At 68.5% G+C, this 21,898-nt stretch carries 20 protein-coding genes; 11 read left to right on the top strand and 9 right to left on the bottom strand.

Going from position 1 to position 21,898, the window contains the following annotated elements:
* The first annotated feature begins 4 nt into the window (after positions 1-4).
* The 3 genes from OG474_RS03510 (at position 5) to OG474_RS03500 (ending at position 2,538) form a co-directional block, all read left to right on the top strand.
* Positions 5-772 (top strand): alpha/beta fold hydrolase, encoded by a 768-nt coding sequence (locus OG474_RS03510; protein WP_405060713.1) that lies wholly within the window; start codon positions 5-7, stop codon positions 770-772.
* A 92-nt stretch (positions 773-864) separates the two neighbouring features.
* Positions 865-1,806, top strand: a complete 942-nt coding sequence (locus tag OG474_RS03505; RefSeq protein ID WP_405060712.1) for a GNAT family N-acetyltransferase — start codon at positions 865-867, stop codon at positions 1,804-1,806.
* Positions 1,807-1,818: 12 nt separating this feature from the next.
* Complete coding sequence (locus tag OG474_RS03500; RefSeq protein WP_405060711.1) at positions 1,819-2,538, top strand: PIG-L deacetylase family protein; 720 nt, start codon at positions 1,819-1,821, stop codon at positions 2,536-2,538.
* Between the two features lie 26 nt (positions 2,539-2,564).
* Here the strand turns inward: OG474_RS03500 and OG474_RS03495 are convergent, their stop codons facing one another.
* Positions 2,565-3,197, bottom strand: a complete 633-nt coding sequence (locus OG474_RS03495; protein ID WP_405060710.1) for a GNAT family N-acetyltransferase — start codon at positions 3,195-3,197, stop codon at positions 2,565-2,567.
* Positions 3,198-3,499: 302 nt separating this feature from the next.
* Between OG474_RS03495 and OG474_RS03490 the strand changes: the two genes are divergently transcribed.
* Entirely contained in the window at positions 3,500-5,683 is a 2,184-nt protein-coding gene (locus tag OG474_RS03490) for a DUF222 domain-containing protein (RefSeq protein ID WP_405060709.1), read from the top strand.
* A gap of 328 nt (positions 5,684-6,011) precedes the next feature.
* Here the strand turns inward: OG474_RS03490 and OG474_RS03485 are convergent, their stop codons facing one another.
* The 5 genes from OG474_RS03485 to mce all read right to left on the bottom strand — a co-directional run bounded on the left by OG474_RS03485 (position 6,012) and on the right by mce (position 11,947).
* Positions 6,012-7,271, bottom strand: coding sequence for an AI-2E family transporter (locus tag OG474_RS03485; RefSeq protein ID WP_405060708.1), 1,260 nt, complete (start codon positions 7,269-7,271; stop codon positions 6,012-6,014).
* The gene (locus OG474_RS03480; RefSeq protein WP_405060707.1) at positions 7,268-8,950 is read right to left on the bottom strand and encodes a transposase; all 1,683 of its coding nucleotides are present in this window, start codon (positions 8,948-8,950) and stop codon (positions 7,268-7,270) included. Before OG474_RS03480 ends, OG474_RS03485 begins: the two co-directional genes overlap by 4 nt.
* Positions 8,951-9,064: 114 nt before the next feature.
* Entirely contained in the window at positions 9,065-10,396 is a 1,332-nt protein-coding gene (ccrA, locus tag OG474_RS03475; protein ID WP_405060706.1) for a crotonyl-CoA carboxylase/reductase, read from the bottom strand.
* Between the two features lie 154 nt (positions 10,397-10,550).
* The gene (locus OG474_RS03470; RefSeq protein ID WP_405060705.1) at positions 10,551-11,453 is read right to left on the bottom strand and encodes an MEDS domain-containing protein; all 903 of its coding nucleotides are present in this window, start codon (positions 11,451-11,453) and stop codon (positions 10,551-10,553) included.
* Positions 11,454-11,530: 77 nt separating this feature from the next.
* Positions 11,531-11,947: a methylmalonyl-CoA epimerase gene (gene mce, locus OG474_RS03465; protein ID WP_405060704.1), complete on the bottom strand. Its 417-nt coding sequence runs from the start codon at positions 11,945-11,947 to the stop codon at positions 11,531-11,533.
* Between the two features lie 94 nt (positions 11,948-12,041).
* Here mce and OG474_RS03460 point away from each other — a divergent pair, with 94 nt between their 5' ends.
* The 4 genes from OG474_RS03460 to OG474_RS03445 all read left to right on the top strand — a co-directional run bounded on the left by OG474_RS03460 (position 12,042) and on the right by OG474_RS03445 (position 15,467).
* A complete protein-coding gene (locus tag OG474_RS03460) occupies positions 12,042-13,244 on the top strand; it encodes an acetyl-CoA C-acetyltransferase (protein ID WP_405060703.1) in 1,203 nt (400 codons plus the stop codon).
* Positions 13,244-14,200, top strand: a complete 957-nt coding sequence (gene meaB / locus OG474_RS03455; protein WP_405060702.1) for a methylmalonyl Co-A mutase-associated GTPase MeaB — start codon at positions 13,244-13,246, stop codon at positions 14,198-14,200. The genes OG474_RS03460 and meaB overlap by 1 nt, the downstream gene beginning before the upstream one ends.
* 311 nt (positions 14,201-14,511) lie before the next feature.
* Positions 14,512-14,670, top strand: a complete 159-nt coding sequence (locus tag OG474_RS03450) for a hypothetical protein (RefSeq protein WP_165956841.1) — start codon at positions 14,512-14,514, stop codon at positions 14,668-14,670.
* An 89-nt stretch (positions 14,671-14,759) separates the two neighbouring features.
* The gene (locus tag OG474_RS03445; RefSeq protein ID WP_344154938.1) at positions 14,760-15,467 is read left to right on the top strand and encodes a PH domain-containing protein; all 708 of its coding nucleotides are present in this window, start codon (positions 14,760-14,762) and stop codon (positions 15,465-15,467) included.
* On the opposite strand, the gene OG474_RS03440 is transcribed toward OG474_RS03445, so the two are convergent.
* From OG474_RS03440 to OG474_RS03430, 3 genes are all read right to left on the bottom strand, one after another.
* Positions 15,433-16,704 carry an RNA polymerase sigma factor gene (locus OG474_RS03440; RefSeq protein WP_405060701.1) on the bottom strand — a complete coding sequence of 424 codons (1,272 nt, stop codon included), beginning with the start codon at positions 16,702-16,704 and terminating at the stop codon, positions 15,433-15,435. The genes OG474_RS03445 and OG474_RS03440 overlap by 35 nt on opposite strands.
* A 3-nt stretch (positions 16,705-16,707) precedes the next feature.
* Positions 16,708-17,055 carry a YciI family protein gene (locus OG474_RS03435; protein ID WP_405060700.1) on the bottom strand — a complete coding sequence of 116 codons (348 nt, stop codon included), beginning with the start codon at positions 17,053-17,055 and terminating at the stop codon, positions 16,708-16,710.
* A gap of 75 nt (positions 17,056-17,130) precedes the next feature.
* Positions 17,131-17,871, bottom strand: coding sequence for a maleylpyruvate isomerase family mycothiol-dependent enzyme (locus OG474_RS03430; protein ID WP_405060699.1), 741 nt, complete (start codon positions 17,869-17,871; stop codon positions 17,131-17,133).
* Positions 17,872-17,915: 44 nt separating this feature from the next.
* Between OG474_RS03430 and OG474_RS03425 the strand changes: the two genes are divergently transcribed.
* Genes OG474_RS03425 through OG474_RS03415 form a run of 3 tightly spaced genes read left to right on the top strand, consistent with a single transcriptional unit; the run spans position 17,916 to position 21,842 of the window.
* A complete protein-coding gene (locus OG474_RS03425; protein ID WP_405060698.1) occupies positions 17,916-18,419 on the top strand; it encodes a MarR family winged helix-turn-helix transcriptional regulator in 504 nt (167 codons plus the stop codon).
* Positions 18,420-18,457: 38 nt separating this feature from the next.
* Positions 18,458-20,131 (top strand): methylmalonyl-CoA mutase, encoded by a 1,674-nt coding sequence (locus OG474_RS03420; RefSeq protein ID WP_405060697.1) that lies wholly within the window; start codon positions 18,458-18,460, stop codon positions 20,129-20,131.
* On the top strand, positions 20,052-21,842 hold the full coding sequence (locus tag OG474_RS03415; RefSeq protein ID WP_405060696.1) for an NAD-binding protein: 1,791 nt from the start codon (positions 20,052-20,054) through the stop codon (positions 21,840-21,842). Before OG474_RS03420 ends, OG474_RS03415 begins: the two co-directional genes overlap by 80 nt.
* The last annotated feature ends 56 nt before the right edge of the window (positions 21,843-21,898 follow it).

Below are 21,898 nucleotides of genomic sequence, written 5' to 3'. Positions count from 1 at the left end.
CCACATGAAGCTCCCGGTCACGTCGTACGGCGAAACTGGTACGCCGGTCGTGGTCATGCACGGCCTGTTCGGTTCGGGCCGGAACTGGATGACGGCCGCCCGCCGGCTCGCCGGGCAGCACCGCGTCTTCGCCCTCGACCTGCGCAACCACGGCTCCTCGCCGCATGTGGACACGATGAGCTACCCGGAGATGGCCGACGACGTCCGCGAGACGATCGAGAGCCTCGGCACCGGCCCGGTCACTCTGGTCGGCCACTCGATGGGCGGCAAGACCGCGATGCTGACCGCGCTGCTCTACCCGTCGGTGGTCGAGCGGCTGGTCGTCGTCGACGCGGCACCCGTGACCTACCCGCCCGCATTCGTCGAGTATGCGCAGGCGATGCGGAACGCCGACCTCTCGTCCGTGCAGCGCCGGGCCGACGTCGACGCTCAGCTGGCCGACGCCGTACCGACGCCTGGCACCCGGGCCTTCCTGCTGCAGAACCTGATCCTCGACGACACAGGCGCGCGCTGGCGGCCGAATCTGCCGGTGATCGAGGCCGCGCTGCCGCAGATCTCCGGCTGGCCGGCAGGCCTCGAGGGCCGGCACTACGACGGGCCGACGCTGTTCATCTACGGCGGGAAGTCGGACTACGTCCAGCAGGACCACCGGGACACGATCGCGGCCTACTTCCCGCGGGTCCAGTACGCCGAGGTCCCGGAGGCCGGCCACTGGGTGCACGCCGAACGTCTCGACGACTTCCTCGCCGCGCTCACGCCGTTCCTGCCCTGATCTCTCGCTGATCGTCGCCTGGTCGTAAGGCGTTGACTGGATCATTCGTGCGGCGGTAAGTTTTCAACACGACTCGCTCGTCGGGGGTGTTGATGATCCGTTCGTTCGCGGTGGGGGACGGCCCCGAGCTGGCCGCCGTCTGGACCGCCGCGGCGCCGGCCGACCCGATCGATTACCCGCGGTTCCGCGACCTCTTCCTGCTCGACCGGAACTTCGACCCCGCCGGGCTGAAGGTTGCCGTGCGCAACGGTCGGATCGTCGGCGCTGCGTACGCCGTCCGTCGGCTGACCCCGCTGATCGGCACGGACCTGGAGCCGGGCACTGGTTGGATCCCGTTCTTCTTCGTCCATCCCGACGCGCGCCGGATCGATCTGGGTCGCGAGCTGCTGACCGCCGCCCTCGACTGGTTGCGCTCATGCGGATGCACCGAGGTCCATTTCTCGTCGTACACGCCGAACTACTTCCTGCCGGGCCTTGATCGCGCCCGCTACCCCGCCGCGGCTCGGCTGCTGGCGAGCCTGGGCTTCGAGCCCCGGTACGACGCGGTCGCGATGGACCGGAGTTTGGTCGGGTACGCGATGCCTGCCGAGATGGGCAAGCGGCTCGACGAGTTGTTGGGGGAGGGCTACAGCTTCGGTACGCCGAGCGGTGACGAGCTGACCGCGTTGATCCGCATGGCGGGTGACTTCGCTCCGGACTGGGCCCGGGCGATCCGCGAGGCCGTCGTGTCCGGGATGCCGCTGGACCGAATCGTGGTGGCGCGTGACCCTGACGGACGGATTCTCGGGTGGGCCCAGCACGCGACGTACGAGGGTGTGATCGAGCGGTTCGGGCCGTTCGGTGTACTGCCGGAATGCCGCGGTACCGGACTCGGCAAGCTGCTGCTGCACCTCGTGCTGACGCGCATGGCGGGCCTCGGCGCGCACACCGCGTGGTTCCTCTGGGCTGACGCGCAGTCCGCCGCCGGGCGCCTCTACCTGAGTGCCGGTTTCACCATCACTCGCACCTTCACCATCCTGCGTGCCAATGTCTGACGGGAGTCACCCATGACCAGAACCGTGCTCGCTATCGGCGCCCACATCGGCGACATGGACCTGACCGCCGGTCCGACCCTGGCCAAGCTGATCCTCGACGGCGCCAACGTCACCATGGTCGCCCTCACCCCTGGCGAACGCAGTCACCCCCGGCTCGCGCCCACGGAGTACAAGAAGCAGAAGATCGCCGAAGGCGAAGCGTTCGCCACCGCCATCGGTGCCGACTTCATGGTCCTCGGCCACAGTGACGGCTTCCTCCCCGACACCGACGAGGCCGCCGCCGAACTCGCCACCATCATCCGCGACCAGCAACCCGACACCCTCGTCACCCACTGGCGCCACAGCCGCCACCAGGACCACGAACGCGCCGCCCACCTCACCACCCGCGCCCGCTACCTGGCCGACCTCCCCCTGGACGCCGCCGACCCACCCCACCTCCAACCGCTCGCCAACCTCCCCCGCCACACCACCCGCACCCTCCTCCACACCGAGAACTGGGAGGACATGGACGGCTTCCACCCCACCCTCTACGTCCCCATCCCCGACGAAGCCTTCTACCGCTGGATCTCCGCCATCCGCCACCAGCCCTTCGCCCGCGGCGAACACGGCTTCCGCCACATCGACTACTACACAGCCCTCCTGACCACCCGAGGCTGCCTGGCCGGCTACCCCCGAGCCGCCGCCTTCTACTCACCCCCCACCCCAGAACTCACCAAACTCCCAGCCCCATAAGAACGCCGGGCGGAGTGGTGGCCCGATTACTTGAGGTCGATGGCGATGATCTCGAACAGCGGCAACACCCCGAGGTGTCTTGCCAAGGCTGCGGAAGCCGCGTTCTCGTGGAGGTGGCTGTAGAAGGCGATCTTTGCGTTTTGCTGGACGTCGGTTGCCCACGCCTGGGCGAGGACTGCCGCGTATCCGTGGCGTCGGTGGGCGGGGTCTGTCTCGATCCATAGCTCCGCAGCCGAGTCATTGCTGCGGCTCGACGATGCAGCGGCAACGGGTTGCCCGTCCATGACGATTGAATATGCCTCTGGGCCGTCGCGGATGATCGCTTGCTGCTCGACGGCCGCGGTGCCGTCGAAGCGGTAGGTGTGGAAATGACTCAAGTCGATGGTGTGGCCGTCGGTCTGGAGTTGCTTCGCCAGCGCCTCCGGTTGATCGATCAGCTCGTCGGTGCTGTGCCGGCCAATCCGGTCCACGAACCATGCGGGCGCGGCCGCGGCGAACGCGAGCTCAGTCGAGCCGTTGTGATACCGCACCGCGTAGCCGGTGGGCAGGGGGTCGGGGTCTGTACAGGGAACTGGCGCTAACCGGCTACCGCCGTCGAATGCCTTGCACTCCAGTCCCAGTTGAACGCGCCAGAGCCCTGGCGCGTCATCGATGGTCATCGTCTGTTGATAGCAGAGTCGGCGCGATTGATCATCCGAGAATCGTCAGCACCGATGACCGTCGACCAGTGCCCGGCAACGACGGGCCCGAACTGTCCCTGGCTGAGCTGCACCCGGAGTGACCTACGTCGCCGACGGCCACCCCGCGGCCCACGCCAAGACTGCTGGAGCGTTATCGATGTCCTGACACATCGAGTGTCACTGATGTCCTGATCCAGAACTGCCACCTATGTCCTGAGACATAACCTGCCGGCGGGTATCCCCGATTTGGATCAATCGAACAAATGTTCTAATGTTGCTCCATGGAAACCCGATCGATCTGCATCTCCGACGAGGAGCTGCTCGCTGGCTATCTCGCCGGGCAGCCCGATCTGAATCCCCCACCTGAGCAGTGGCCCGACGCGCCCGACTCCCTGCCGCCGGAGGACCTCTACGACCCGGACGATCCAGGTGTGCCGACGGTCTTCAGCGCAGAGGATCTGTTCGACGTCCCGTACCAGATGAACAAGGTCGACGCTCTCGAGTGGGAGTTGTGGGCCGGGGTCGATCAGGACGAAGCAGAGCGGGAGATGCTGCGGCGATGCGCACCACCCTGGGTCTTCCTGCCGCCTGGCGGCGATCTCGCGGCGGCGCTGGAGCCGGTGCGTCCGCAGGCGGAGACGCCGATCGCGCTGATCGAGTTGATGAAGGCAGCTACCCGGATGGTCTCCTGGGCGGAGTCGATCAAGGCTGCCGCGATGGCCTCGTTCTTCTGTCAGCGCAGGTCCCAGTACGACGAGATGCCGCGACCCGCCGAGGCCGATTCGTCCGGGCGCCCGGTGGATCCGGAGCGTTCGTGGGCCGCCGAGGTCGGAGCCGCGCTGCACCTGTCCGCCGACACTGCCACCCGGCACATCGAGACCTCTCTGCGCTTAGCCGGCCCGCTGTCGGCGACCCTCACGGCTCTGCGATCCGGTGCCTTGACCTGGTCCAAGGCCTTGTCGATCTCCGAATCGACCAAAGCGCTGTCCGACGAGTCGGCGCAGGCGGTCGAGGCCCACGTACTGCGCCGCGCGGCATCCCAGACGCACGCCAACCTCCGCCGATCCCTGCGTCAGCAGGTGGCCAAACATGCGGCCAAGACTGAGGCGGACGAGCACCGTGACGCCGTGCGCGAGCGCACCTGCAAGATCGTCCCGCTGGCAGGCGGTATGGCGGGCCTCTGGGTCGTCCACACCGCCGACAAGATCCAGCAGATGTGGGTCACCATCCAGGGCATGGCCGATCTCGCCAAGCGCCCCACCAGCACGCACGTAGACACAAACGCCGATGCCGATAGTTCCGGCGCTCACATGCCCAGAAGCAGGACTGCCGATGTCGATACCGGTGGAAGCGCAGGTGGAGCCGGTGCCGACGCGACCACGCGCGTGAGCACCGATGCAGGCGGAACCTCCGGCACAGGCTCAGATGCTGAGCCCGCAGCCAGCGCCAACAGCGCCGAGCCCGGCCCCGTCCCCGAGTCCGCCACCGGCACCGACACCAACCGCGAGTCCGCCACCGGCACCGACACCAACCGCGAGTCCGCCACCGGCACCGACACCAACCGCGAGTCCGCCACCGGCACCGACACCAACCGCGAGTCCGCCACCGGCACCGACACCAACCGCGAGTCCACCGCCGGCACCGACACCAACCGCGAGTCCACCGCCGAGACCGAGGCCGCGACCTATGCCAGCGCCGATGCGGAAGCTCGTACTGATGCCAACGGCGTGAGAGAGGCGAGCGGATCGACCGGGCCGGCGGACGGTTCTTCCGACCAGCGACCTTCGCGGGACGAGCGCACCGCCGAGCAGCGGCGAGCCGACGTGATGGCCGATGTCTTCGAGTACATGCTGCACAACGGACTCGACTGGCTGGGACGACGACTACCTGACCAGCATCGGAGACGTCCGCATATCGAGGTAGTCATCCCGGCGAGCACACTGCTCGGCTTGGACGATGACCCTTGCGAGCTGTCCGGCTACGGCCCGATCTCTGCCGAGATGGGCCGCCGGATCGCCATGGATGGCACCTGGAGGCGCCTCCTCACCGACCCCATGAATGGGGCGGTCCTGGAAGCCTCGACGACTCGGCACGATCCCGGTTCCCTGGTGAGCGAGACCCTGCTCGCCCGGCATCCGGTCTGCGCCTGGCCGGGGTGCAACCGTGCGTCGCGCGAATGCGATCGTGACCACGGCACCCGGTTCGCGGACTCCGGTACGACGAGCTTGGCCGGGCTCGCGCCGTACTGCGAGTATCACCACGTCATCAAGGACACACCCGAATGGGGCTGGCGCACTGACAACCATCCGGACGGTTCGGTCACCCTGACTACGCCCACCGGCTATCGCTACACCACGGTTCCACCTGCCCGAGGTCCGATTCAGCCCCGCGGTTCGATGGAAGGCGGCCGAGGGCAGCCGGAATCGGCCGTCCGAGAGACCTCCTTGGATCCACCGCCGTTCTAGCGGTTGCGGGTGAGGGTGCTGGCGAACGACGAGCCGGGCGCCCCGCCAGGACGCTGCTGCCGACGAGCCTGCTGGGCACCGACGCGGCCCGGGCCACATGCCGGCCCGGGCCGCATGCCGTTCCTGGCCCGGGCCTACATGCCATTCCTGGCTCGTGCCGCGGCCTGAGGTGTGCACCGGTCCGGCCTCTTGATCCATGGCGAAGCTGGTTGACTGCTTCGCATTGCCGAGGTGGTGTTATACGAACAGGAGAAGACGTGAAGATCAGGCGGTTCGCAGAGCCCGACCTGTCGGTGCGTGGGGCTTCGTACCCCACGCACCGGAAGGACTACGAGGCGTCGGCTTTGCGGACCCAGACTTCGCGGATGATCAGGAGGATTGCGGCTGCTGAGGGGATGGCCAGGAGGGCGCCTACTACGCCGAGGAGGGCACCGCCGAGGAGGGCGGCGATGACGGTGACGGCGCCGGGGATGTCTACGGCTCGGCGCATGATGCGGGGGGCTACGACGTAGTTCTCGATCTGCTGGTAGACGATGCCGTAGATGAGGCAGGCGACGCCTACCCAGAGGCCGTCGGTGAAGCCGATCAGGGCTACGACGACGACGCCGATCAGGCCACCGACCATCGGGATGAAGGCGGTGAACATGACGACGATCGCGAGCGCGACGGCGTACTCACGGAGGCCGACGATCTCCAGGAAGATGAACATGAAGACGCCGGCGCAGAGGGCGACGGTGAACTGGCCGCTGACGTAGCCGCCGACGCGGGTCAGGACCTCGTCGCCGAGGATCGAGACGCGGTTGCGGCGGGTGCGGGGGACGAGGCTGTAGGCCGCGCGCTTCACGGACGGGAGTGAGGCCAGGAAGTACAGGGTGAGGATCAGGATCGTGAAGGTGTTGAACAGGGCACCGGCGACGACCTTGCCGACGCCGAGGATGCCGCCGAAGGCGCGTTGCGCCAGGGCCGGGTCCTGGATGTACTCCTGGGCCTTCTGGATGAAGTGGTAGCGGTCGTCGAGTTCGTTGAGCGTCTTCGACTTCGTCAGCAGGTCCAGCCACTCGGGCGCGTTCTTGATCAGGCTGTCGATCTGGTCGGTGACGACCGGGACGATCGCGAAGCCGACGCCGGAGACGGCGAGGATCATCAGCAGGAAGACGACCGCGACCGACAGGCCGCGCTTCAGGCCGCGGCGCATGAACCACTCGACCAGCGGGTTCAGGCCGACCGCGATGAACATCGAGACCAGCAGCAGGATCAGCACCGAACGGGCGTGCCCGAGCGCGTTCCACAGACCCCAGGCGACCAGTACGCCGAGGGCCGCGAAGAACCCGAAGACGAACGGGTTCGACCGGCGGATCGGCGGGCCGGGCATCCCCATGCCCTCGTCGGGATGCCGCTCGTCGATCAGGAGTCCGTCGGTGAGGTCTTCTTCGATGTCTTCGGCCTTCTCGGCTGAGGCAGCGGCCTTCGTCGCCGAAGCCGCGGCCTCCGCGGCGGCCGTTTCGGCCTTCTGGGTCGCCGCGGCGAGATCGGAGTCTGCCGGGTCCGGCGGGGTCGCTGTGGAGTTGTCGTCGCCGGATGGCGTCACATCGTGTCCTTCGGGGATCGCGAGTCGGTCTTCTCGTCCTGCCCCGAAGTCTTGCCGGTCCCGAGGTCACCCAGCCGGAACTCGTCGATCCTCGTCGAGTCGGCCGGCTCGTCGTCGCCGTCCTTGTCGGCTGCCTTGCCGGCGACTCCGCCGGCGGACTTGCTGGTCAGCTGCTCGGCGGTCGCCGGGTCCACGCGCAGACCGGAGTCGATCCGCGTCTCGTCGACCCGGGCCTCGCCGGCGTCCGACCCGACGAACGGGCTCGAACCGGTGAACGGCCCGTCACCGGCAAGCGGCGAGTCAGCAGCAGAGTCATCGGAGCCAGTGGCAGAACCAGCAGTACCCGCACCGAAGGCATGGTCGTCAGCGACCGGCTTCGGGGCGAACGGGCTGTCACCCGTCGACTCCGTCACGCCGGTAGAGCCGAACGAGCTACCAACCTCCGACGAACCGTTCGACGCAGCGAACGGGCTGTCGGTCGACCCCGCCGTACCAGGCCCACCCGCGGACGGGGACAGCCCAGACGGAGACAGTGCTGACGGAGACGGCGCCGACGAGGACAGCGCGGACGGTGAGCTGTCAGCCTCCGGACGGCTGAACGGGTTCACGTACGGCGTCGCCGGGGCCGTCTCGGAGTCGAGTTCGGCCGCCTGGCGGGCGATGTTGCTGGCGATCTCGTTCAGACCGGCGATCTGGGTCAGGATGCCGTCGCGGCGCTTGGCCAGGCGCTCGGTCTCGCGGGCCACGATCGTGCGCGAACGCTCGGCCTCGTCGGCGGCGTTGGCCAGCTCGGCCTCGGCGCGGGTCCGGGCGGTGCTCAGCACCTGCTCGGCTTCGCGGCGGGTCCGGCTCAGGGTCCGCTCGGCCGACTCCTCGGCCTCGGCGCGGATCTTGCGGGCCTGCTCGGTCGCCTCGGCCACCCGGCGCTCGGAGGCCTCGGCGGCCTCCTTCATCTGGGTCGTCAGGTTCTCGGTGTCGGCGGCGATCTGGTGGTGCTTGTCGGCCAGCTCCTTGGCCTGCTGCTCCCGCTCGTCGGCCAGCCGGGCGCGCAGGGCGGCCGACTCGCGCTGGATCGCGGTGCGGATCTTCTCGGCTTCGTGCAGCGCGCCGTTCTTGAGCGTGCTGGCCTGCGACTCCGCGGTGAGCGTCAGCTGCTCGGCCTTCCGGCGAGCGGCCGCGAGCACCTCGGAGCCCTCGGTCTCCGCCGTACGGCGCAACTCGGCGGCATCGCCCTCTGCCGTACGACGGATGCTGTCGGACTCGTTGAGCGCGACCGTCCGGATGTCCTCGGCCTCGCGCTCGCCGGTGGCGCGCTGTGCGGCGGCCTCCTTGGTGGCGGTGGTGCGCAGCTCCTCTGCCTCGCGGCGGGCCTCCTCGAGCGCCTCGGCCGCCTGGTCCTGGGCGAGCCGCAGGATCTGGGCGGCCCGGTCCCCGAGACCGGCGTACGACGGGTTGGCACTGGCTTCGAGCTGGCGGCGGGTCTCGTCGAGCTGCCGCTGCATCGGCGCGACGCTGCCCTGCAGCTCGTCGGCCCGGCCGCGGACCTCCACGAGCTGCATCTCCAGGGCGCGGACGTAGTCGTCCACGGCCTGCTTGTCGTAGCCCTTCCGACTGACCGGGAAACCTCCGGCCGCAGTAGCAGTGCGGTCGAAGAACGGCAGGCTCGACTCGTCAGGCATTCCGGAGTTTCCCTTCAGGCGGCGCAAGCTGAATCCCCCACCTTAAGCCTGTCAGACCCACCCCCCGACCAGCCAATCGGCCCCGGTCCTCAAGCCCGGGCCGTTGCCAAAGCCTTACCTGTTGCGGAAGCGATCGATCGCCTGCTGGTGCTTGGCCCGGAGCTCGGGGTCGCGGACGCCGAGACCCTCGGCCGGCGCCAGCGTCAGTACGCCGACTTTGCCCTGGTGCAGGTTGCGATGGACGTCGTACGCCGCCTGAGCCGTCTCCTCGAGGGGGTAGACCCGGCTGACGGTCGGGTGCACCATGCCCTTCGCGATCAGGCGGTTGGCCTCCCACGCCTCGCGGTAGTTGGCGAAGTGCGAGCCGATGATCCGCTTGAGGTTCATCCACAGGTACCGGTTGTCGTACTCGTGCATGAAGCCCGAGGTCGAGGCGCAGGTGACGATCGTGCCGCCGCGGCGGGCGACGTACACGGAGGCGCCGAAGGTTTCGCGGCCCGGGTGCTCGAAGACGATGTCCGGGTCGTCGCCACCGGTCAGCTCGCGGATCCGGCCGCCGAACCGCTTCCACTCCTTCTGGTCCTGGGTGGTCTCGTCCTTCCAGAACTTGTAGCCCTCGGCGGACCGGTCGATGATCAGCTCCGCGCCCATCGCGCGGCAGATCTCCGCCTTCTCCGGCGACGACACCACGCAGACCGGGATCGCGCCGCCGTTCAGCGCGAACTGCGTCGCGTACGAGCCGAGCCCACCGGACGCGCCCCAGATCAGTACGACGTCGCCCTGCTTCATGTTCGCGCCGTTGGGCGAGACGAGCTGCCGGTACGCCGTGCTGTTCACCAGGCCGGGGGATGCCGCTTCTTCCCAGGTGAGGTGGGCAGGCTTCGGCATCAGCTGGTTCGACTTCACCAGCGCGATCTCGGCGAGGCCGCCGAAGTTGGTCTCGAAACCCCAGATCCGCTGCTCGGAGTCCATCATCGTGTCGTTGTGCCCGTCCGGCGATTCCAGCTCGACCGACAGGCAGTGCGCGACGACCTCGTCGCCGGGCTTCCAGGCGTTCACGCCCGGGCCGGTCCGCAGTACGACGCCGGCCAGGTCCGAGCCGACCACGTGGTACGGCAGGTCGTGGCGGGCGGTCAGCGGCGACAGCTTCCCGTACCGCTTGAGGAACGAGAAGGTCGAGACCGGCTCGAAGATCGACGTCCAGACGGTGTTGTAGTTGATCGCGCTCGCCATCACCGCGACCAGCGCCTCACCCGGGCCGAGCTCGGGGGTCGGGACGTCGTCCAGGTGCAGGCTCTTGCGCGGGTCCTTCTCCTTCGCGTCCAGCCCCTCGAACATGTCGGCCTCGTCGGCATGCACGGTGATGCCGCGGTAGTGGTCCGGTACGTCGAGGGCACCGACCGCCGCGCTGTCGCCGGCGAGGATCGCATCGAGGATCTGCTTCACGTCGTACCTCCTGCAAGGAGCGGACTGGTGAGCGGACGTTACCGTTGAGTATGCCTGTCCGGCTGTGCGTTGTGACACAGTTCGGGACCGGTGAGACCACCGTCACTTTTCCAGTCCACCGTTGTCAGTGGTCTTATGCGCCGCCCCGGACGGCTCAGCGCAGGCGGGTGTGCAGCCGGACCTGGGTGAAGTCGTCGCCCGATCGGAGCTGGGCAAGATCGCAGAGCTGGTTGGCCAGCCAGACGCCCCGGCCGCCGAGCCCGTCGAGCGGCGGCATCACACGCCCGACCAGCAGGTCGTCGATCCGGCCCTGGTCGGCCACGTCGCAGATCAGCGAACCGTTCTCGATCCAGACCGACAGCGTGCCCCGGCCGCCGCCGAAGCGGATGCTGTTCGTGCAGATCTCGTGCAGTGCCAGCCCGAGGTCGTCCATCCGGTCCCGCGACACCCCGTGCGACGACGCCTGCCCGTTCACCCACTGCCGGACCTGGCCCAGGTCGGCCAGCCCGAACTCCCAGCGCTCAGCCCGATCCGGTACGTCGCTCAGCGGCGTCCGGAAGGTCTTCTCGGCCGATGCATCCGCGCCGGTGTGGAACGCGGTCGGATCGATCCCGGTGGAAGCCGCGAACGGGCAGCAGAGGCGGAAGCCGGTGTCCCCGGCGAACGCGAACTCCAGGAGCCCCTCGTGCAGCAGAGCCTCGTCGTACTCGGCCTGGGTGCGCCCCGGATAGACGGACTCGCTGAGGCCGTACACCGGTCGGTCGCCGGCCTGCTCCACCACATCCCGCCAGAAGGGGATTAGTCGGGCGGGATTGCGGCCCACGGTGGTGATATCGATAAAACGCACCTGTGCGGCCGCTGGTCCGAGCGCCCCGCGGAGCAGGGCGATCCGGTCCGGCGGGAGTACCGCCACGATCGCCGCATCCGTCGCCAGGCCGTCGTGAACGAACGGCCCCGACTGACGCACGAACTCCTCGTCGTCGAAGTAGACGAAGGCTTCGTGCTGGAATCCCGTCGGCGCACCGTCCAGAGAGTCGGTGGCGCTGTCCTTCAGCACCCGAACAGCGTAGTCCCCGAATTCCAACTCTGAAGGGGTTGGAGCGTGCCGTCACAGCCTGTTGGAGACCCGTAACACTAGGCGGGCTCGACGAGCTCGACCAGGACGCCGCCGGCCGACTTGGGGTGGATGAAGTTCACCCGGGATCCGGCGGTACCACGGCGCGGTTCGGCGTACAGGAGTTCGGCGCCGCGCTCCCGCAGTACGGCGGAGACCTGGTCGATGTCGCGGACCCGGTAGGCCAGCTGCTGGATCCCCGGTCCGCGCTTGTCCAGGAACTTGGCGATCGGCGACGCGTCCGACAGCGGCGCGAGCAGCTGGATCGACGAGCCGGAGGTGCCGACCGACAGCATCGCCTCGCGGACGCCCTGCTCCTCGTTGATCTCCTCGTGCGAGACCGTCATCCCGAAGACCTCGGCGTAGTGCCGCACCGCCGCGTCGAAGTCGGGGACGGCGATGCCGACGTGATCGATTGCCTCGAAGAGCTCGTCCATAGTCCTTCACCTTAGAAGCCCTGCTGGGCAATAGGCCGTTCGTGTGACCCGTTCGACAGACACGTACCAGTGCTCCCGCAGGTATCGTGACGATATGTCTGACACGCGGAACCAAAGCGTCATCGTGGCCGGCGCGCGTACCCCGATCGGGAAGCTGCTGGGCGGTCTCAAGGGCTTCACCGGAGCCGAGCTCGGTGGGTTCGCGATCAAGGGCGCACTGGAGAAGGCCGGCGTCGCGCCGGAGCAGGTCGAGTACGTGATCATGGGCCAGGTCCTGCAGGCCGGCGGCGGTCAGATCACCGCTCGCCAGGCGGCGGCCAAGGGCGGTATCCCGATGAACGTCCCGGCGATCACGATCAACAAGGTCTGTCTGTCCGGCCTGAACGCGATCGCGCTGGCCGACCAGCTGATCCGCGCCGGCGAGTACGACGTGGTCGTGGCCGGCGGCATGGAGTCGATGACGAACGCGCCGCACCTGCTGCCGAAGTCCCGCGAGGGCTTCAAGTACGGCCAGGTCGCGCTCAAGGACTCGATGGAGTTCGACGGTCTCTGGGACGCGTTCACCGACCAGCCGATGGGTGCGCTCACCGACCAGGCCAACAACTCCGGCCTGAAGCTGACCCGCGAGGAGCAGGACGCGTTCGCCGTCCGGTCGCACGAGCGCGCCGCGGCCGCCTGGAAGAACGGCCTGTACGTCGACGAGGTCGTTCCGGTCGAGGTCCCGCAGCGCAAGGGCGACCCGATCGTGGTCAGCGCCGACGAGGGCGTCCGGGCGGACACCTCGGCCGAGGTGCTGGCCAAGCTGCGGCCCGCGTTCGGCAAGGATGGCACGATCACGGCCGGTTCTTCCTCGCCGATCTCCGACGGTGGCTGCGCGGTCGTCGTGATGAGCAAGGCCAAGGCCGAGGAGCTCGGGCTGTCCTGGATCGCCGAGATCGGTGCGCACAGCTCGGTCGCCGGTCCGGACTCGACGCTGCAGAGCCAGCCCGCGAACGCGATCGCGAAGGCCTGCAGCAAGGAAGGCATCGAGCCGGCCGCGCTCGACCTGATCGAGATCAACGAGGCCTTCGCCTCCGTCGGTATCGCCTCCACCCGTGAGCTCGGGGTCGACGCCGACAAGGTCAACGTGAACGGCGGCGCGATCGCCGTCGGCCACCCGATCGGTATGTCGGGCGCTCGCCTGGTGCTGCACCTCGCGCTCGAGCTCGGTCGTCGTGGCGGCGGTGTCGGCGCGGCCGCACTCTGTGGTGGCGGCGGTCAGGGCGACGCCCTGATCGTTCGTGTGCCGAAGAAGTAATGCCACGCCGCAACCCGCCTGTCAGTGAGCTGGTCGACCGCGCCCGGGACGGAGACTCCCGGGCCGTCGCCCGGCTGATCTCGCTGGTCGAGGACGAGTCGCCGCTGTTGCGTGAGGTGATGGCGGCGCTCTCCCCGTACGCCGGTCACGCGCACATCGTCGGGATCACCGGCTCACCGGGTGTCGGCAAGTCCACCTCGACCTCTGCGTTGGTGACGGCCTATCGGGGGACCGGTAAGCGGGTGGCCGTTCTGGCGGTCGACCCGTCGTCGCCGTTCTCGGGCGGCGCGTTGCTGGGCGACCGGGTGCGAATGCAGGACCACGCCCTGGACAAGGGCGTCTACATCCGGTCGATGGCTTCCCGTGGGCACCTGGGCGGGCTGTCGTGGTCGACCCCGCAGGCGCTGCGGGTGCTGGACGCGGCTGGGTTCGACGTGGTGTTCGTGGAGACGGTCGGCGTCGGGCAGTCCGAGGTGGAGATCGCCGGGATGGCCGACACCACGATCGTGCTGCTCGCGCCCGGGATGGGCGACGGGATCCAGGCGGCGAAGGCCGGGATCCTCGAGGTCGGCGACCTCTACGTCGTGAACAAGGCCGACCGGGACGGCGTCCAGAACGTCACCCGCGACCTGCGGCACATGCTGGCGCTGGCCGAGCGGGCCGAGGGTGCGTGGTCGCCGCCGATCCTGAAGACGGTGGCCTCGCGCAACGAGGGCATCGACGAGGTCGTGACGGCGATCGAGGACCGGCTGACCTGGATGCGCGGCAACGGTGTCCTGGACGAACGGCGACGCTCCCGGGCCCGGGACGAGATCGAGTCGATCGCGATGACCACGCTGCGGGCCCGGTTCGCGCATCTGCATGGCGACGCGCGGCTCGACGTACTGGCCGCCAAGGTCGCCGAAGGGAACACCGATCCGTACAGCGCGGCCGACGAGCTGATCGCCGCCCTGTGAATTCAATGCTGTGATTTAGGTCTCCTCAATGCGACAGTCCGTCATGCTTTGTCACACCGTGTAATCGGACCCCGAAGCTGGCGCTACTGTCCCGTATTCGGGCAGATGTGCCACTATTCGGTCACTGTGTGCGATCCGCGTCTCACAGCGGCGCGCCGATAGGTGCCATGCCCCTGGATCCGTTACACAATGGAGCTTGTAGCTGGTGAGCATTGTGCGGTGGGCTGTGTTCAGTCAGTGACAATTCGTGACGGTCCGTGATACAAACTCACAACACAGTCGACCCCGTGGTTGCAACGAGGAGTGGTGACATGCCGAAGAAGCTGTTGATCTGGGCTCTCATCGCCTTTGCCGGCTTCTATCTGTTCACGCAGCCGACGAACGCCGCCGACGCGGTGGGAGGCGCCTTCTCCGGCGTCGGCGATTTGTTCGGGAGCGTGATCACGTTCCTGACCGCGCTGTTCAACTGATCTGACGTAATCAAGTGTCCCGTGACGAGCGATCGTGCGGGACACTTGCCATACGGGGTCACACAGACGCGTGACAGGGGAGTGAGCGGATGGCCGGAATTGGCCTCTTCCGGATGTTCGATCCGAAGGTACGGCGCCATCTGATCTCGGACGAGGGCGAAGTCGTCATCGACGAGGTTCGGCAGCACTGGGTCGTGTTCACGGTCCCGATGCTGGAGGTCCTGCTCGCGGCCGCGTTGCTGGTCGCGATGGTGACCACGCCGATCGGTGGCCAGCCGGTGCTGCTGGCGATCTGCCTGGTGCTGCTCACGCACGCCTTCTGGAACTTCCTGACCCATCACCGCGACCGCTTCGTGGTCACGAACATGCGCGTGATGCGGATCCGCGGCGTCTTCTCCCAGACCGTCGCGACCACCCCGATCGCGCGGGTCCTGGACATCACGCTGCAGAAGCCGATCATCGGCCGGATGCTCGGCTACGGCCACTTCATCTTCGAGTCCGCCGCGCAGGACCAGGGTTTCCGCGAGATCAAGTGGGTCAGCCGGCCCGACGACCGAGACCTGACTATCCAGCGCGTCATCCAGCGCACCGGTCTGCGCGCCTCGGCCAGCGTCGACGTCGTACAGAGCGACGAGGATTCCGACGACGACGGCACCGGCCCGATCGGCATGGACTCCGCGCAGGAGGTCACCACGACGACCGCGGCCCCGGCGCATCACTCGCGCCCGGCGCCGACCTCCGCGCCCGCCTCGAAGTCGATCTTCAACAGCGACCGGGGAAACTGGACCGACGACTGAAGTCCTCGAGCCGTCGCTCCTGATGCCGCCGTTCGGCGGTCGTCGCGGGCTCGGCTCGGGTCAGCTCTTCGATCGCCTCGGGATAGCGCTGCAGCCGAGCAAGCAACTCGGCGCGGACCGCGTGTGTCCGTGAGCCCTCCTGGTGCTCCAGCAGCGCCAGCCCAGCTTCCGGCCCATCGGCCTCGGCAGTCGCGACCGCGTGTGCGAGCTGGGCGGCGGGTGTCGGCGCGACGGAGAGCAGTAGGTCGTAGAGGCGGACGATCTCGCGCCAGTCGGTGATCGCGTACGCCGATGCGCGGGCATGCTCGGCCGCGATCGCAGCCTGCAGCTGGTAGGGATCGGCCTGCCTGGCAGAGCGCTCCAGAGAATCGTTGAGCAGCGCGATGCCGCGGCTGATTGCTGCGGCGTCCCACAGCGTGCGGTCCTGCAGGTCGAGAGTGACTACCTCACCGGCGGCGTCGAGCCGGGCTGGACGACGAGCTTCGGTGAGCAGGAGCAGGGCCAGTACGGCGGTCGGCATCGGCTGCTCGGGGAGTAGTGAGTGGAGCAGTTCGGCTAGCCGGATTGCCTCGGTGCAGAGATCGATGTCGTACGCCGTTTCGCCCGCGGCCGGTGCATGCCCGGACGTGTAGAGGCCGTGGATGACGGCGCAGACGGCGGGCAGCCGGTCCGGGAGTTCGGTCGCGGGCGGGACGCGGTACGGGATGCCGGCGGCGGCGATCTTCTGCCGGGCCCGGGTGAGGCGCTTGGCGGTCGCGGCCTCGGTGGTGAGCATGACCGCGGCGATCGCGGCGGGGGAGAGCCCGCACAGTGTGCGCAGCGCGAGGGCGACGCGGGTCGGCGGCGAGAGCGTGGGGTGGCAACACGTGAAGATCAGCCGCAGCAGATCGTCATCGGAGGCGGCCGGATCGGCATCCTCCTGGGTTGCCGGCGGCCAGGTTCCCGCGGGGCGGGTCAGCTCGAGGAGCTCGGCTCCGGCTCGTTCCTTGTCCCCGCGGGCACGCTCGCGCCGCAGGATGTCGATCGCCTTCCGGCGGGCGGTGACGGTCAGCCAGGCGCGCGGCTCGGGCGGTACGCCGGTGACCGGCCAGGCGCCGAGGGCCGCCAGGGTTGCCTCCTGGACGGCGTCCTCGGCGAGCTGGACGTCGCCGACCGTCCGGATCAGGGTGGCGAGAATCCGCGTGCCCTCGATCCGGATCGTCTCGGCGATCGCGCCATAGGAGATCTGTACAGCCATGGGCTACTTGGCGATGATGACCGGGCGGACCTCGACCGCGCCGTTCCACGCGGCCGGGAGCTGGACGGCGATGGCGACCGCCGCTTCCAGGTCGTCGGCCTCGATCAGGTAGTAGCCGGTGAGCGCTTCCTTGGTCTCGGCGTACGGGCCGTCGGTGGTGACGACCTGGCCGCCGCGGGCGCCCTCGACGCGGACCACGGTCGCGGTCGTCGTCGGGTGCAGGACGGCACTGGCCTTGATCTGCCCGGCGTTCTCGATCGCGAACTGCCGATACTCCGCGAGCTCGGCGGCCTGCTCCGGTGCCCACCAGTCGACGTCGGCGGTGTAGGTGAGTGCGAGGTACTGCGTCATGGTGCGTCTCCTTCGGTCAGGACCACTCTGGTCCCTCGGGGAAGGAACGAACAGCACCTCGCCATCAGGACATCTCTACTGTGTCGCTTCGCTCAGGCGGCCACGGAATGCCTGGACTACGTCCTCCGGGCCGGCGACCTGGATGGCGTCGTCGCTCGTCCGGCCCCACATCCAGAGGTAGACCGCGCCCGCATCACCGAAGATCTCCGCGGCCACCTCGCCCTCGGCGCCTTGGGTCACGGTGACGCTGGTGGCGTCGGCGCCGACCGTCCAGGACCGGCCCTCGGCGGTGAGCCGGACTGTTGCGTCGATCGGGTGCTTGGTCCAGTTCTCCTCCCACCACGGTCCGCCGAGGCTCGGGTACAGCACCTCGTCGATGCCGTCCAGGGCGAGCTCGGCCGCGATCGGCGTGACCACGTCGTACGCCAGCTCGACGTCGATCCGGTGCACGACGGTCTCCATCGCCATCCGCCGGAACCAGAATCCCGTCGTACTGTCCGCGGGGCTGAAGGTCCAGGTCTGCTGCGATGTGCCGGCCTTCCGGAGCGCCACCAGCAGAGCGGCCAATGACTCGTCGAACAGCTCGAAGGCGTCGCGGTCGTCGACTCCTGCGGGCGGCCATGGCTCCGGCAGCGCGCCGAGCCGCAGCACCTCGATCTTGTGCAGGTAGACCTGCGCGACATGCCGGACGATGGTCTCGACCGTCCAGCCCGGGCAACTCGGCACCGGCGCATCGAGGCCGAGCTGGGCGACCTCACGCAGCCGGGCGGCCTCGGCGGTGAGCTGTTCAAGGTAGTACTCCGCTGACAATCCCATGTCCGAGACCCTCCCACAGGCCGCCGACAGTTACTCTTCGGTTCATGGCGAGGAGACGGGCGTTGCCGTTCGATCCGATCGACGAGGCGTCGCGGCAGTGGGGTCAGCGGTGGGGCGCGGTCGAGCAGATGCGCGCGGTCACCTCACTGATGCGGGCCCAGCAGATCGTGATCGGCGAGCTCGACGACATCCTCCGCAAGCACGGCCTCACCTTCGCGCGGTTCGAGGCGCTGGTGCTGCTGACGTTCTCCCGGCGCGGGTCGCTGCCGCTGGGCAAGATGGGCGAGCGGCTGCAGGTGCACCCGACCTCGGTGACGTCGATCGTGCGGCGGCTGGAGGCGGCGGGCCTGGTACTGCGGATTCCGCATCCGGACGACGGCCGCGCCGTACTGTGCGAGATCACCCAGGAAGGCCGTGAGCTCGTCGAGCGTGCGACCGCCGATCTGGTCGAGGCCGACTTCGCTCTGAAGGGTCTGTCCGACGAGCAGCTCAAGATGCTGTGGTCGGTGCTCGAGCCGCTGCGGCAGAGCGCCGGCGACTTCAGCTAACTCTTGGAATTAGTTGGACGTCCAAGTATTTTGAGAGCATGGACGCCGAGGAGATCGCGGCCGGACGCAGCCGGTGGCAGCAGCGGTACGACGCAGCGCGCAAGCGGGAGGCGGATTTCACCACGCTCTCCGGCACCGAGGTCGAGCCCGTCTACGGCCCGCCGGAAGGCACCGCCGACCCGCGGATGGAGCGGATCGGCTGGCCGGGCGAGTTCCCGTTCACCCGTGGTCTGCACGCGACCGGCTTCCGTGGCAAGCCGTGGACGATCCGGCAGTTCGCCGGCTTCGGCAGCGCCGAGCAGACCAACGCGCGCTACAAGATGATCCTGAACGGCGGTGGCGGCGGGCTGTCCGTCGCCTTCGACATGCCGACGCTGATGGGTCGTGACTCCGACGAGCCGAAGTCGCTCGGCGAGGTCGGCCACTGCGGTGTCGCGATCGACTCGGCGGCCGACATGGACCGGCTGTTCGACGGCATCCCGCTGCAGGACGTCACGACCTCGATGACGATCTCCGGCCCCGCCGTACCGGCCTTCGTGATGTATCTGGTCGCCGCCGAGCGGCAGGGCGCCGACATCTCCAAGCTCAACGGCACGCTGCAGACCGACATCTTCAAGGAGTACATCGCGCAGAAGGAGTGGCTGTTCCCGCCGGAACCGCACCTGCGCCTGATCGGTGACCTGATGGAGTACTGCGCCGCCACGATCCCGGCGTACAAGCCGTTGAGTGTCTCCGGCTATCACATCCGGGAGGCCGGATCGACGGCCGGCCAGGAGCTTGCCTACACGCTCGCCGACGGCTTCGGGTACGTCGAGCTCGGCCTCGACCGTGGTCTCGACGTGGATGTCTTCGCGCCCGGTCTGTCGTTCTTCTTCGACAGTCATCTGGACTTCTTCGAGGAGATCGCGAAGTTCCGCGCCAGCCGCCGGATCTGGGCGCGCTGGATGCGTGACGTCTACGGCGCCAAGACAGACAAGGCCCAGTGGCTGCGGTTCCACACCCAGACCGCAGGCGTCTCGCTGACCGCGCAGCAGCCCACGCTGAACGTCGTACGGACTGCTGTGGAGGCTCTTGCGGCTGTTCTCGGCGGCACGAACTCGCTGCACACCAATGCGCTCGACGAGACGCTCGCGCTGCCGACCGACCAGTCGGCCGAGATCGCGCTCCGCACGCAGTCGGTGCTGATGGAGGAGATCGGCGTCACCAACGTCGCCGACCCGCTCGGCGGCTCCTGGTACGTGGAGGCCCTCACCGACAAGATCGAGGCCGAGGCCGAGGAGATCTTCGCGCGGATCAAGGAGATGAGCCCGGACGGCACGATGACCGGCGGCATCCTGCGCGGGATCGAGGACGGCTGGTTCATGGCCGAGATCGCCGACGCCGCCTTCGAGTACCAGCAGAAGCTCGAGAAGGGCGAGAAGAAGATCGTCGGCGTGAACACGCTGACCGACACCGTCTCGGGCGGGCTGGAGATCCTCCGGGTCAGCCACGAGGTCGAGGTCGAGCAGTGCCGGGTGCTGGCGACGCGCAAGTCCCAACGCGACGAGGACCTGGTACGGCGTACGCTGGCGGCTCTTGTCGAAGCGGCCAGGGGGACTGGCAACCTGATCGAGCCCATGCTGGAGGCGGCGCGTGCGGAGGCCACGATGGGGGAAATCTGTCACGTTCTTCGGGACGAGTGGGGCGAATACCGAGAGCCCGCCCGCTTCTGAGGACGGACCGGCAGAGCCCACAGCTTCGGCGCGCGTGCAGGCGGCGGCCGGTCCACCCGATGGACGGGCCGTCGTGGTGTGTGGTTCGGACCGCACGATGCTGCGAGTCGTCACCGAGCTGGTGAGCTCGGGCGAGCGGGTGGTCGCGGTCGTCAACCCGGCCTCGCGGCACTACGACCGGATCAGCGAGCTGGGTGCCCAGGTGATGGGCGTCCGGGTGATCAGTGAGTCGTTGCTGCGCCGCGCTGGTATCGATGCGAAGGACGGGCAGGCGTCGACTGCGCGGGCGCTGGTGCTGCTGGACACCGACGACGTCCACAACGTGCACACCGCACTGACTGCGCGGGACATGGACCCGGGGCTGCGCATCATCGTCCAGATGGTCAACCCGCGGCTGGGCAAACAGATGTACAGCCTGCTCGGCGACTGCGTGGTCATCTCCGGTCCGTCGCTCGCTGCGCCTGCCTTCGTGGCGGATGCACTGGAGGACGACGAGCTGACCTGGCTCGAGATCGGTGACCGGCGGCTGGTTGCTGGGCAGGCCGATCTGATCCGTGAGCCGCATCTGACCGTGCTGGCCGACACCACCTCGTCCGCGACCCCGGTGCTGCTGCCGGAGGCGAGTGCCGATCCGAGTGGCGACATCGTCCTCGGGACTGGAATTCGCACGGTCTGGAGGACTCGCGACGTACGGCGTGCTGGGTGGCTGATGGCCCTCAGCGACGTGCTGGATCGTCGGGTCCGGCGGATCGCGGCGGTGATGGCCATGCTGGTCATCGTCGGGACCGTGCTGACGCACTACATCGCCAGGATCGACTGGCTGCGGGCGCTCTACCTGGTGGCCGGAGCGGTGACCTCGGCCGGAATCGAGGACGACAAGTTCTCCGAGGCCGCGCCGTGGGCCAAGGTCGCCGGAGTGGTCGTCCAGCTGACCGGCATCGTGCTGGTGGCACTGCTGACCGCGGTGATCGTCGACTCGCTGATCGGTGCGCGACTGTCCCGGGTGATCGGCGGCGTCCGCGGCCGGCCGCGGAACCACGTGGTCGTCTGCGGCCTCGGTACGGTCGGTGCGCGCGTGCTGGAGATCCTGGCCGAGCGTGGGGTCGCAGTCGTCGGCATCGAGCATGACGAGGACGCCCCCGGCGTACAGACTGCGCACCGGTTGCGGATCCCGGTAGTGATCGGTGACAGCAGTAATGAGGAGACGCTGCGCCAGGCTGGAGTCCAGCGGGCGCAGTCCGTGCTGGCACTGACCAACGGCGACATCACGAACCTTGAGTCGGCCATGGTGGTCCGGGACCTCAATCCGGATGCCCGGATCACGATGCGAATGTTCGACCATGACCTGGCGCAGCGGGTCGAGCGGCGGCTCGGCCTTGGGCACAGTCGCTCGGTGTCGATGCTGGTTGCCCCGGCCATCGCCGCTGCGGCGGCCAACCGGCGCAGCCAGGTCACTGTGCCGGCCGGGCGGCGCGTTCTGCTGCTGACTGAGGTAGCGGTCGAGCCTAGCTCGGTTTCGGTCGGTCTGCGGCTCGGTGAGCTGGACGAGGCCGGTGGGCTCCGGGTGCTCGCTCACAAGCGCGAGACCGAGCCCTGGGACTGGACCCCGGCGTACGACCGGCCGCTGCGTGGAGGCGACCGGATCGCGGTCGCCGGGACGCGGAGCGGCCTGGCGCGACTACTCCTGGCCACCCGGGCACCCAACGCTTGAGTAGCGTCGGAGAGGATAGACCTGTGAACGTACGCGGTGGGCGCCCGATGGGCGCG

Origin of the sequence: Kribbella sp. NBC_01505 (assembly GCF_045040285.1) — a bacterium.
Lineage (GTDB): Bacteria > Actinomycetota > Actinomycetes > Propionibacteriales > Kribbellaceae > Kribbella.
The sequence above is the reverse complement of the archived record's forward strand: the minus strand, read 5'-3'. Positions and strand labels throughout refer to the sequence as shown.

What these genes read in the sequence shown, in the direction of transcription:
- OG474_RS03510 (WP_405060713.1), top strand. Translation starts at nt 5, where the DNA reads ATGAAGCTCCCGGTCACGTCGTACGGCGAAACTGGTACGCCGGTCGTG.
- OG474_RS03505 (WP_405060712.1), top strand. Translation starts at nt 865, where the DNA reads ATGATCCGTTCGTTCGCGGTGGGGGACGGCCCCGAGCTGGCCGCCGTC.
- OG474_RS03500 (WP_405060711.1), top strand. Translation starts at nt 1,819, where the DNA reads ATGACCAGAACCGTGCTCGCTATCGGCGCCCACATCGGCGACATGGAC.
- OG474_RS03495 (WP_405060710.1), bottom strand. Translation starts at nt 3,197, where the DNA reads ATGACCATCGATGACGCGCCAGGGCTCTGGCGCGTTCAACTGGGACTG.
- OG474_RS03490 (WP_405060709.1), top strand. Translation starts at nt 3,500, where the DNA reads ATGGAAACCCGATCGATCTGCATCTCCGACGAGGAGCTGCTCGCTGGC.
- OG474_RS03480 (WP_405060707.1), bottom strand. Translation starts at nt 8,950, where the DNA reads ATGCCTGACGAGTCGAGCCTGCCGTTCTTCGACCGCACTGCTACTGCG.
- mce (WP_405060704.1), bottom strand. Translation starts at nt 11,947, where the DNA reads ATGGACGAGCTCTTCGAGGCAATCGATCACGTCGGCATCGCCGTCCCC.
- OG474_RS03460 (WP_405060703.1), top strand. Translation starts at nt 12,042, where the DNA reads ATGTCTGACACGCGGAACCAAAGCGTCATCGTGGCCGGCGCGCGTACC.
- meaB (WP_405060702.1), top strand. Translation starts at nt 13,244, where the DNA reads ATGCCACGCCGCAACCCGCCTGTCAGTGAGCTGGTCGACCGCGCCCGG.
- OG474_RS03450 (WP_165956841.1), top strand. Translation starts at nt 14,512, where the DNA reads ATGCCGAAGAAGCTGTTGATCTGGGCTCTCATCGCCTTTGCCGGCTTC.
- OG474_RS03445 (WP_344154938.1), top strand. Translation starts at nt 14,760, where the DNA reads ATGGCCGGAATTGGCCTCTTCCGGATGTTCGATCCGAAGGTACGGCGC.
- OG474_RS03440 (WP_405060701.1), bottom strand. Translation starts at nt 16,704, where the DNA reads ATGGCTGTACAGATCTCCTATGGCGCGATCGCCGAGACGATCCGGATC.
- OG474_RS03435 (WP_405060700.1), bottom strand. Translation starts at nt 17,055, where the DNA reads ATGACGCAGTACCTCGCACTCACCTACACCGCCGACGTCGACTGGTGG.
- OG474_RS03430 (WP_405060699.1), bottom strand. Translation starts at nt 17,871, where the DNA reads ATGGGATTGTCAGCGGAGTACTACCTTGAACAGCTCACCGCCGAGGCC.
- OG474_RS03425 (WP_405060698.1), top strand. Translation starts at nt 17,916, where the DNA reads ATGGCGAGGAGACGGGCGTTGCCGTTCGATCCGATCGACGAGGCGTCG.
- OG474_RS03420 (WP_405060697.1), top strand. Translation starts at nt 18,458, where the DNA reads ATGGACGCCGAGGAGATCGCGGCCGGACGCAGCCGGTGGCAGCAGCGG.